The 10,201-nt window shown below is 73.6% G+C and carries 1 protein-coding gene and 1 pseudogene; both read right to left on the bottom strand.

Translation table 11 applies throughout. The features are described from left to right. Positions 1 to 22 precede the first annotated feature (22 nt). A complete protein-coding gene (locus A4R44_RS15425) occupies positions 23 to 4,771 on the bottom strand; it encodes a type I polyketide synthase (protein WP_067581239.1) in 4,749 nt (1,582 codons plus the stop codon). Between the two features lie 11 nt (positions 4,772 to 4,782). Then, positions 4,783 to 10,017: pseudogene (locus A4R44_RS15420) on the bottom strand (type I polyketide synthase); the annotation flags it as partial. Positions 10,018 to 10,201: the final 184 nt, after the last annotated feature.

Raw genomic sequence — 10,201 nt, 5'->3', positions numbered from 1 at the left:
TCTTGTCGCTGGGTGGGTGCGCTCAGGCGCCGAGCTCGTTGTCGATGAGGGCGAACAGCTCGTCCGTGGTCGCGGTGTGCAGGACGTCGGCGGCCTTGGTGCCGGCCTGGGTCTGGTGCAGGGCGGTCACCATCGCCTGCAGGCGGACGACGATCCGGGACCGGTCGATCTCCGCGGCGTCCAAAGCGGACGCGACCGCTTCGAGCCGGTCCAGTTCCGCCTCCAGCGGGACCGCCGCTTCGCCGCCGCCCAGGCGCGTCCACAGATGCTCGGCGAGCGCCCGCGGGTTGACGTGGTCGAACGCGACGGTGGCCGGGAGCTTGAGGCCGGTGGCGGCCCCGAGCCGGTTGCGCAGGTCGACCGCGGTGACCGAGTCGAACCCGAGCTCCTTGAACGCGCGGGCCGGTTCGACCGCCGAGCCGTTGTCGTAGCCGGCGACCACGGCGACCTGGCCGCGGACCAGCTCCAGCAGCGTCCGCTGCTGTTCGGCGGGCGTCAGCGAGGCGAGCTTCCCCTTCAGGTCGCCGGTGTCCTCGACCGGGCCGGTCTCGTCCTCGGCGACCTCGGCCAGTGCGCGCAGCAGCGGCCGCGGCCGGGCGAGCTGGTACACCGGGGCGAACGTGGCCCAGTCGATGTCGGCGACCACCAGGTGGGTCTCGTCGCGGTCCAGGGCCTGGCCCAGCGCCTCGGCCGCGAGTTCCGGGGCCATCTCGGCCAGGCCGATGCGCCGCAGCAGGTCGCTCGCTTCGGCGCCGACCATGCCCCCGCCGCCCCACGAGCCCCACGCGACCGCGGTCGCGGTGCGTCCCGCGGCGCGGCGACGGCGGGCGAGCGCGTCGAGGTAGGCGTTGCCCGCGGCGTAGGCGGGCTGGCCGGAGGTACCCCACACCGCGGCGCCGGAGGACATCAGCACGAACGCGTCCAGCTCGGTGTCGCCCAGCAGTTCGTCGAGCAGAGCCGCGCCGGTGATCTTGGCGCGGGTGGCAGCGGCGAACTCCGCGGGCGTGACTTCGGCAAGGGCCGGCTCGTCGGTCAGCACGCCCGCTGCGTGCACCACGGCTGCCGGCGGGTGCTCGGCCAGCAGCGCCGCGAGCGCCTGCCTGTCGGTGACGTCGCAGGCCGCCACCGTGACGCGGGTGCCAGCCAGCTCGTCGACCAGTTCACGCGCGCCTTCGGCGTCGAGGCCGCGGCGGCTGGTGAGCACGAGGTGCTCGGCGCCGCGTCCGGCCAGCCAGCGGGCGACGTGCGCGCCGACCGCGCCCGTGCCGCCGGTGACCAGCACCGTCCCCCGAGGCTGCCACTCTGCTTCGGTCGCGGGCAGTGGAGCGCGGACCATGCGCCGGGCGAACACTCCGGACGGCCGGATCGCGACCTGGTCCTCGCTGTCCGCCCCGGATACCACCGCGGCCAGCCGCGCGGCGTCCGCGGGGCCGTCGACGTCGACCAGGCCGCCCCAGGTGGAGGGCTGGTCGAGCGCGACGACCGTGCCGAGTCCCCACACCGCTGCGGCGGCCGGGTCGGCGTCGGAGAAGGCGTCCACCGCGACCGCACCACGGGTGACCACCCACGCCGGGACGTCGACCTCGTTGTCGCGCAAGGCTTGCAGCAGCGCGACGGTAGCGGCGACCGCGGTGCTGAGTGCGGGGTGCTCCGGGTGTTCGCGGGTGTCGAGCGCGAGGAGCGACAGCACGCCGTCGAACGGCCGCAGCGCTGTCGCCTCGGTGAGCAGCCCGGCCAGTTCTTCGCGGTCCGCCGTCGCGATCACCCGCACGACGTCGCCGTGCGCGGCCAGCGCGTCGGCCAGTTCGGCCGCCTCGGGAACGTCGGCGGGGACGACGACCAGCCAGGTGCCGGCCAGCTCGCCCGCGACGCTCACCGGAGCCCACGAGACGCGGTAGCGCCACGATTCTATTGTGGACAGATCGGTGCGACGGCCGTGCCAGGCGGCCAGCGCCGGGACGACCTCGGCCAGCGGGGCGGCTTCGACGCCGAGCCGGGCGGCGAGCGCGTCGACGTCGCCCGCGGCGATGTCCTGCCAGAAGTCCTGGTCGGCGACCTGAGCTCCGGTCGCGGGCACCGCCGCGGCCTCCTCTTCGTGCCAGAAGCGCTTGTGCTGGAACGGATACGTCGGCAGTTCGACGAGCCGCGCGCCGGGCACCAGCGAGGCCCAGTCCGCCGCGCCGCCGCGGACCGAGTGCTCGGCCAGCGAGGTCGCGAACCGGGTCAGGCCGCCTTCGTCGCGGCGCAGGGTCCCGGTGACGGAACCGTTGTGGCCGCCCTCGTCGAGGGTCTCCTGGATGCTCATGGCCAGCACCGGGTGCGGGCTGATCTCGATGAACCGCGGGTAACCCGCGTCGGCGAGCTTCGCGACCACCGGCGCGAACCGGACCGTCGTGCGCAGGTTGGTGAACCAGTACCGGGCGTCCACAGTGGACTCGGCCACCGGCTCCCCGGTCACCGTGGAGGTCATCGCGACCGTCCCGGCTCCGGGGGCGATCGGGGCGAGGTCGGCCAGCAGACGGTCGGCGAGGTGCTCGACGTGCGCGGAATGCGACGCGTAGTCCACCGGCACCCGCTTGGCGCGGAATCCCTCGGCGACGAGCTGGTCGCGCAGCTCGTCGAGGGCGGCACCGTCACCGGACAGCACGGCCGAGGTGGCCCCGTTGTCCGCGGCCACCGAGATCCGGCCGTCCCAGGCATCGAGCCGGGAGCCAAGGCCGGAGGCGGGCAGGCCGACGGCGAGCATCCCGCCGCCCCGGCCGCCGAGGACGTCCCCGATCGCCTTGCTGCGCAACGCGACCACCCGGGCGCCGTCCTCAAGGGACAGTGCGCCCGAGACGCTCGCGGCGGCGATTTCGCCCTGCGAGTGGCCGATCACCATGTCCGGTTCCACGCCGTGCGCCCGCCACAGCGCGGCCAGCGAGACCATCACCGCCCACAGCATCGGCTGCACCACGTCCACGCGGTCGGCAGGCGGGGTGCCGCTTTCGCCGCGCAGCACCGCGAGCACCGACCAGTCCGCGAACTTCCGCAGCTCCGCGTCGCACTCGGCCATCCGCTCGGCGAACACCGGCGACTGCTCCAGCAACGCGGTCGCCATGCCGGTCCACTGCGAGCCCTGGCCGGGGAACACGAACACGGTCTTGCCGCGTGCGTCGGCGGTGCCGGTGACGACGTCCGGGCGAGACGCGCCGGAAGCCAACGCGCGCAGGGCTTCCGCAGCCTGCTCGCGGTCTTGCGCGACGACTACCGCGCGGTGGTCGAGCCGGGCCCGTCCGGTGGCGAGGGTGTGCGCGATGTCGGCGAGTTCGCCAGCTTGACCGTCCACATGGGACGCGATCCGGCCCGCGGCCGCAGCCAGCGCGGCCGGGGTCTTCGCCGACAGCACGAGCGGATAGACGGGAGCCGCGGCGGGCTCGGCCGTCTCGGTGACCGGTGCCTGCTCCAGAATCACGTGCGCGTTGGTGCCGCTGACGCCGAACGAGGACACGGCCGCGCGGCGGGGTCGATTCACTTCGGGCCATGCGCGCGATTCCGTCAGCAGTTCCACCGCTCCGGCGGTCCAGTCGACGTGCCGCGACGGGGTGCCGACGTGCAGCGTCTTCGGCAGCCGGGCGTGCCGCAGCGCCTGCACCATCTTGATCACCCCGGCGACGCCGGCGGCGGCCTGCGGGTGGCCCATGTTGGACTTGATCGAGCCGAGCAGCAGCGGCTCCCCCGTCGTGCGCTGCCCGTAGGTCTCCATCAGCGACTGCGCCTCGATCGGGTCGCCGAGCGCGGTGCCGGTGCCGTGTGCCTCGACAGCGTCCACATCGGACACTGAAAGCCCGGCGTCGGCCAGCGCCGCCTCAATCACCCGGACCTGCGAGGGACCATTCGGAGCGGAGAAACCGTTGCTCGCGCCGTCCTGGTTCACCGCGGATCCGCGCAGCACCGCGAGGATCTGGTGACCGTTGCGGCGCGCCTCCGAAACGCGCTCCAGCACCAGCACGCCGACACCCTCGGCCCACGACGTGCCGTTCGCGTCGTCGGAGAACGACTTGCTGCGGCCGTCCGCGGCCAGCCCGCGGCGGCCGGAGAAGTCGACGAACATCTCCGGCGTGCCCATCACGGCGACGCCGCTGACCAGCGCGAGCGTGCAGTCGCCGCGGCGCAGGCCCTGGGCGGCCATGTGCAGTGCCACCAGCGAAGACGAGCACGCGGTGTCCACCGACACCGACGGTCCTTCGAGGCCGAGCGTGTAGGAAACCTGACCGGACACGAGACTGCCCTCGGGGCTGCCGCCGCTGTAATCGTGGTACATCACGCCGGCGAAGACGCCGGTGGGGCTGCCCTTCAGCGCGTGCGGGTCGAGCCCGGCGCGCTCGATGGCCTCCCAGGACGCTTCGAGCAGGATCCGCTGCTGCGGGTCGGCACGACGCGCGTCGCGCGGGCTGATGCCGAAGAACTCCGCGTCGAAGTTCGCCGCGTCGTAAAGGAAACCGCCGTGGCGCGTGTAGGTCTTGCCGGGCCGTTCGGGTGTCGGGTCGTAGACGCCCTCGATGTCCCAGCCGCGGTCGGCCGGGAACTCCCCGATCACGTCGCGGCCCTCGTCGACCACGTCCCACAGGTCGTCCGGCGTCGCGATGCCCCCGGGGTAGCGGCAGCTCATGCCGATGATCGCGATCGGCTCGGTGTCGCGCGCCTCCAGCTCGTGCAGCCGGCGGCGGGCCTGCTTGAGATCGGCCGTCGCACGCTTCAGGTAGTCGCGGAGCTTGTCCTCGTTGCTCATGGTCTGCCCGTTCATGAGATGCCCAATTCGTCGTCCAGCACGGCAAACAGCTCGTCGTCGGTCGCCTCGTCCAGACCGGCTTCGGTTTCGGCTCCCGCGTGCGCGTCAGCCCACTTGCGCACCAGGGCGTCCAGGCGCGCGGTGACCTTCGCGGTCGACCCGTTCAGCGTTCCGGCCGCGCCGCCGAGCAGCGTTTCCAGCCGGTCGATCTCGGTCAGCAGCGGCTCCGCGGCGCCGCGGCCGGGGCCGAGCAGCTCGTGCAGGCGCCGGGCGAGCGCGGCGGGCGTCGGGTGGTCGAACACGACGGTCGCGGTCAGCTTCAGGCCGGTCAGCGCTCCGAGCTGGTTGCGCAGCTCGACCGAGGTGAGCGAGTCGAAACCCATTTCCTGGAAGGCCCGCTCGGGCTCGACCGACGCGGCCGAGGCGAATCCCAGCACCGCCGCGACCTGCTCGGCCACCACGTTCAGGAGGTGCGCCTCGCGCTCGGCCTCGGGCAGCGTGCTCAGCCGGGCGGCGACCGCGGCACCGGACCGGGCGGCCGGGCGGCGGCTCGGCGCGGGCCGGACGAGCCCGCGCAGGACCGGCGGAAGAGCGTCGCTGCGGGCGCGCAACGCCGCGAGGTCGAGCTTCACCGGCGCGAGCACGGCGTCCTCGGCGGTGAGACACGCGTCGAGCAGGGCGAGCGCCTCCTCGGTGGCCATCGGCGGCGTGCCGAGGCGGCGCAGCCGGCGGAAGTCGGCCTCGTCGAGTTCGCCTGCCATGCCGCCGTCCTCGGCCCAGGCGCCCCAGGTCAGTGCCGTCGCCACGAGCCCGTGGGCCCGGCGGTGGCGAGCCAGCTCGTCGAGGTAGGCGTTGGCGGCGGCGTACCCGGCCTGGCCTGCCGCGAGGACGGTGCTCGCGGCCGAGGAGAACAGGACGAACGCGGCCAGGTCGCGGGTCAGCTCGTGCAGGTGCCACGCGCCGTCGACCTTGGGGGCGAAGACACGGTCCAGCTCGTCGTCGGCGAGGGTCTCGACCCGGCCGGCGGCGGGAACGCCCGCGGCGTGCAGGACGGCGGTCAGCGGCGCTTCGGCCGGGATCGCGTCGAGCAGCGACCGCACGGACGCCGCGTCGGTGACGTCGCAGCTCGCGATCGTCACCTCGCTGCCCAGCTGCCGGAGTTCTTCGCGCAGTTCGGCCGCGCCGGGCGCGTCGGCGCCCCGGCGGCTGGTGAGCAGCAGACGGCGCACGCCGTGCCGCGTCACCAGGTGCTTCGCGACGACCGCGCCGAGCCCGCCGGTGCCCCCGGTGATGAGGACGGTCCCGTCCGGGTTCCAGTTCAGGTCCCCGGCCCGCGCGGTCGCGGGGGTCAGGCGCGGCACGAAAACCTTGCCGCCGCGGACGGCTGTCTCGGGTTCGCCGGTGGCCAAGGCGGGCTCGGCGGCGCCGTTCCCGTCAAGGTCGACGAGCGCGAACCGGCCCGGGTTCTCGGCTTCAGCCGCCCGCACCAGGCCCCAGACCGGCGCGAGGACCGGGTCGAGGTCCTCACCGCCGACCGCCACCGCGCCGCGCGTGATCACGGCCAAGCGGGTCTCGCCGTCCCCGGCGAGCAGTTCCCGCACCGCGGCGAGCACCTGCCGCGTGACCGCGCGGGCCGCGGCGGGCGGCGAACCGTCCGGAATGGACACTTCCAGCACCTTCGCGCCATCGGCGTTCCCGGTGCTCCCGGCGGGCGAAGCGGGTTCCCACTCCACCCGGAACAGCGAGTCCCGGGTCGACGCCAGCTTGTCCAGCGAGATCGGCCGCGCGGCCAGGGATTCGACGGACAGCACGGGCGCGCCGGTGTCGTCGGCGATCCGCAGCGTGATGGTGTCCGGACTGGTCGGCGAGACGTGCACCCGCAGCGCCGCCGCTCCCGCGCGGTGCAGGGTGGTGCCAGTGAAAGCGAACGGCAGCATCGGCTTCGCTTCGCCGTCCTCGGGCTCCGGGCCGAGCAGCTGGGCGTGCATGGCGGCGTCGAGCAGCGCCGGGTGCAGACCATAGCCGACAGCGTCGGCGGCGTCGGGCAGGACGACGTCGGCGTACACGTCGTCGCCGTCGCGCCACATCGCCCGCAGGCCCTGGAACGCGGTGCCGTAGTCGTATCCCAGCTCGGCGAGCCGCGCGTACGGGTCGGCCAGCTCGACTTCGACGGCACCCGCCGGCGGCCATTCGGCCAAGTCGAACGACGGCGGCTCCGCCTCGGTTCCGGCGAACCCCTCGGCGTGCCGGATCCAGGCGTCCTGGCCGTCGGGTCGCGAGTGGACAGCGATCCGGCGGCGGCCGTCGTCCTCGGCGTCCACCGAAACCTGGATCGCCGCGCCCGCGCGCTCGGCGAGAGTCAGCGGGGCGTGCAGCGTCAGCTCCTCGATCCGGGCGCAGCCCGCTTCGTCTGCGGCGCGCTGCGCCAGCTCAAGGAAGGCCGTGCCGGGCAACAGGATCGTGTCGAGTACGACGTGGCCGGCCAGCCACGGCACGGTGCTGGTGGACAGCCGGCCGGTCAGCACGAGCGTGTCGGAGTCCGGGACCCGCACGACGGCGCTGAGCACAGGGTGCCCGGCGGCCTGCTGACCGTGGTCCGCGACGTCCCCGGCTGTGGTGGCGGCGGGTGTCCAGTAGCGAGTCCGGCGGAACGAGTAGGTGGGCAGCGCGACCCGCCGGGCACCGGCGTAGAACGCGGCCCAGTCCACGGGAATCCCCCGAGCGTGCAGGGTCGCGAGCGCGGTGACGACGGTGTGGGCTTCGGCGCGGTCCTTGCGCTGGGCCGGGACGAAGGCGAGTGTGTCGTCGTCGAATCCGTTCTGGGCGGCGGCGGTGAGCACCGCGGCCGGTCCGATCTCGACAAACGTCCGGACGCCTTCGTCCGCTAGCGACTGAACCCCGGCGTGGAACCGGACGGTCGCGCGGACCTGGTGCACCCAGTACTCCGGCGTCGCGAGGTCGGCATCGGCCGAGACCGTCGAGACGACGGGGATCGCGGGCGCGGCATAGGAGAGCTTCTTCGCGACTGCGGCGAACTCGGCGAGCATCGGCTCCATCAGCGGCGAGTGGAAAGCGTGCGAGACGCGCAGCTTCGAGGTCTTGCGGCCGTCGAACCGAGCGGCGACGGCGGCTGTTCCTTCTTCGGTACCGGAAACCACGAGCGCGTCCGGTCCGTTGATCGCGGCGATGCTCACCTCGTCCGTGAGCAGCGGCGTCACCTCGGCTTCAGTGGCCTGGATCGCGACCATCGCGCCACCGGAGGGCAGGGCCTGCATGAGTTTCGCCCGCGCGACGACCAGCGTGCAGGCGTCGCGCAGCGACAGGACGCCTGCGACGTGCGCCGCGGCCAGCTCGCCGATCGAGTGCCCGAGGAGGAAGTCCGGCCGCACGCCCCAGGTCTCCAGCAACTGGAACAGCGCGACCTCGACGGCGAACAGCGCCGGCTGCGTGAAGCCGGTCCGCTCCAGTGTTTCCTCGTCGCCGAGCACTGTCCTCAGTGGACGGTCCAGCTGCGGGTCCAGTTCGGCGGCCACGGCGTCGAGCGCCTCGGCGAAGGCCGGGTACTGCTCGGCGAGCGCCAGGCCCATCCCGGCGCGCTGGGTGCCCTGACCGGTGAACAGGAACGCCGTCCGGCCGCTGCCCCGCCGGTCGCGCACCACGCCGGGCGCGGCGGTGCCCTCGGCGAGCGCGTTCAGCCCGGCGAGCAGCTCCGCGTGGTCGGCACCGACGACGACGGCCCGGTGGTCCAGCACCGAACGGGTCGTGGCGAGCGAGAAACCGATGTCGGCAGGCGAACCGGCGGCATCGACGTGCTCGGCGAGCCGCCGCGCCTGCGCGGCCAGAGTGTCCGCCGAGTCGGCCGACACCGGCCACGCGACGACGGGCAGCGCGAGCGGGGTCACCGGCTCCTCCGGGACCGCCTCCGCTTGCTCGACGATCACGTGCGCGTTCGTGCCGCTGATGCCGAACGACGACACCGCGCCGCGCCGCGGCCGGGACACCGCGGGCCACGCACGGGACTCGGTGAGCAGTTCGACCTTGCCTGCCGACCAGTCGACATGCGGCGAAGGCGCGTCCACGTGCAAGGTCTTCGGCAGCACGCCGTGGCGGATGGCCTGCACGACCTTGATCACGCCGCCGACGCCCGCGGCGGCCTGCGCGTGCCCGATGTTCGACTTGAGCGAGCCCAGCCACAGCGGCTCTCCGGCCGCGTCGGAGCGCTGACCGTAGGTCGCCAGCAGGGCCTGCGCTTCGATCGGGTCGCCCAGCTTCGTCCCGGTGCCGTGCCCTTCGACGAGGTCCACGTCCGATGTGGACAGTCCGGCCGATTCGAGCGCCTGCTGGATGACCCGCTGCTGCGCCGGCCCATTGGGCACGGTGAGCCCGCTGGAGGCCCCGTCCGAGTTGACCGCGCTGCCGCGCACGAGGGCGAGCACGTCGTGGCCGAGCCTGCGGGCGTCGGACAGCCGCTCGACGACGAGCACACCGACGCCCTCGCCCCAGCCGGTGCCGTCGGCACCCGCGGCGAACGCCTTGCAGCGTCCGTCGTCCGACAGGCCGCGCTGCTCGGCGAAGTCCACGAACGTTCCGGGCGTGGCCATCACCGTGACCCCGCCGACGAGGGCCAGCGCGCAGTCGCCGCGGCGCAGCGCCTGGGCGGCCCAGTGCAACGCGACGAGCGAGGACGAGCACGCGGTGTCCACCGTCACCGCCGGGCCCTCCAGCCCGAGCGCGTACGCGACCCGGCCGGAGACGACGCTGCCGGCGGCCTCGTGGCCGAGGTAGTCGTGGTACATCACCCCGGCGAACACGCCGGTGCTGCTGCCGCGCAGCGTCTCCGGCACGATGCCGGCCCGCTCCAGCGCGGTCCAGGACGTCTGCAGCAGCAGCCGCTGCTGGGCGTCCATCGCGCGTGCCTCGCGCGGCGAGATGCCGAAGAACTCCGGGTCGAACTCGGCGGCGTCATAGAGGAATCCCGCTTCGCGGGTGTTCGTGGTGCCGGGCCGCTCGCCCGAAGGGTCGTAGAGCGCGTCCAGCGCCCAGCCGCGATCGGCCGGGAACGGGCCGATCGCGTCGGTGCCGGTCGCCACCAGCTCCCACAGGTCCTCCGGGGAGCCGACGCCGCCGGGATACCGGCAGTCCATGCCGACGATCGCGATCGGCTCGGTCTCGGCGTCGCGCGCGTCCCGCAGGGCCTGCTTCGCCTCGCGCAGTTCCGCGGTGGCGCGCTTGAGGTAACCGAGCAGCTTGCCCTCGTTTTCCGTGCTCACGTCATTGCCCCCAGTTCGGCGCCGGCGAAGCAGAAATTGGCACTCACGTAATCGACCGCCTCGGGAAGTTGCCGCGATTTCCAGGTGATTCCGGGAAAAACGCTATCCAGATGTTTTGCCCTGTCCCACCCCTAACCGGCGGAGTCCGGGGTGGGTGAGC

This window comes from Amycolatopsis sp. M39, from assembly GCF_001651785.1.
Lineage (GTDB): Bacteria > Actinomycetota > Actinomycetes > Mycobacteriales > Pseudonocardiaceae > Amycolatopsis > Amycolatopsis rubida.
The sequence above is the reverse complement of the archived record's forward strand: the minus strand, read 5'-3'. Positions and strand labels throughout refer to the sequence as shown.

Coding starts and splice junctions, on each gene's coding strand:
- A4R44_RS15425 (WP_067581239.1), bottom strand. CDS start 4,771: ATGAGCAACGAGGACAAGCTCCGCGACTACCTGAAGCGTGCGACGGCC.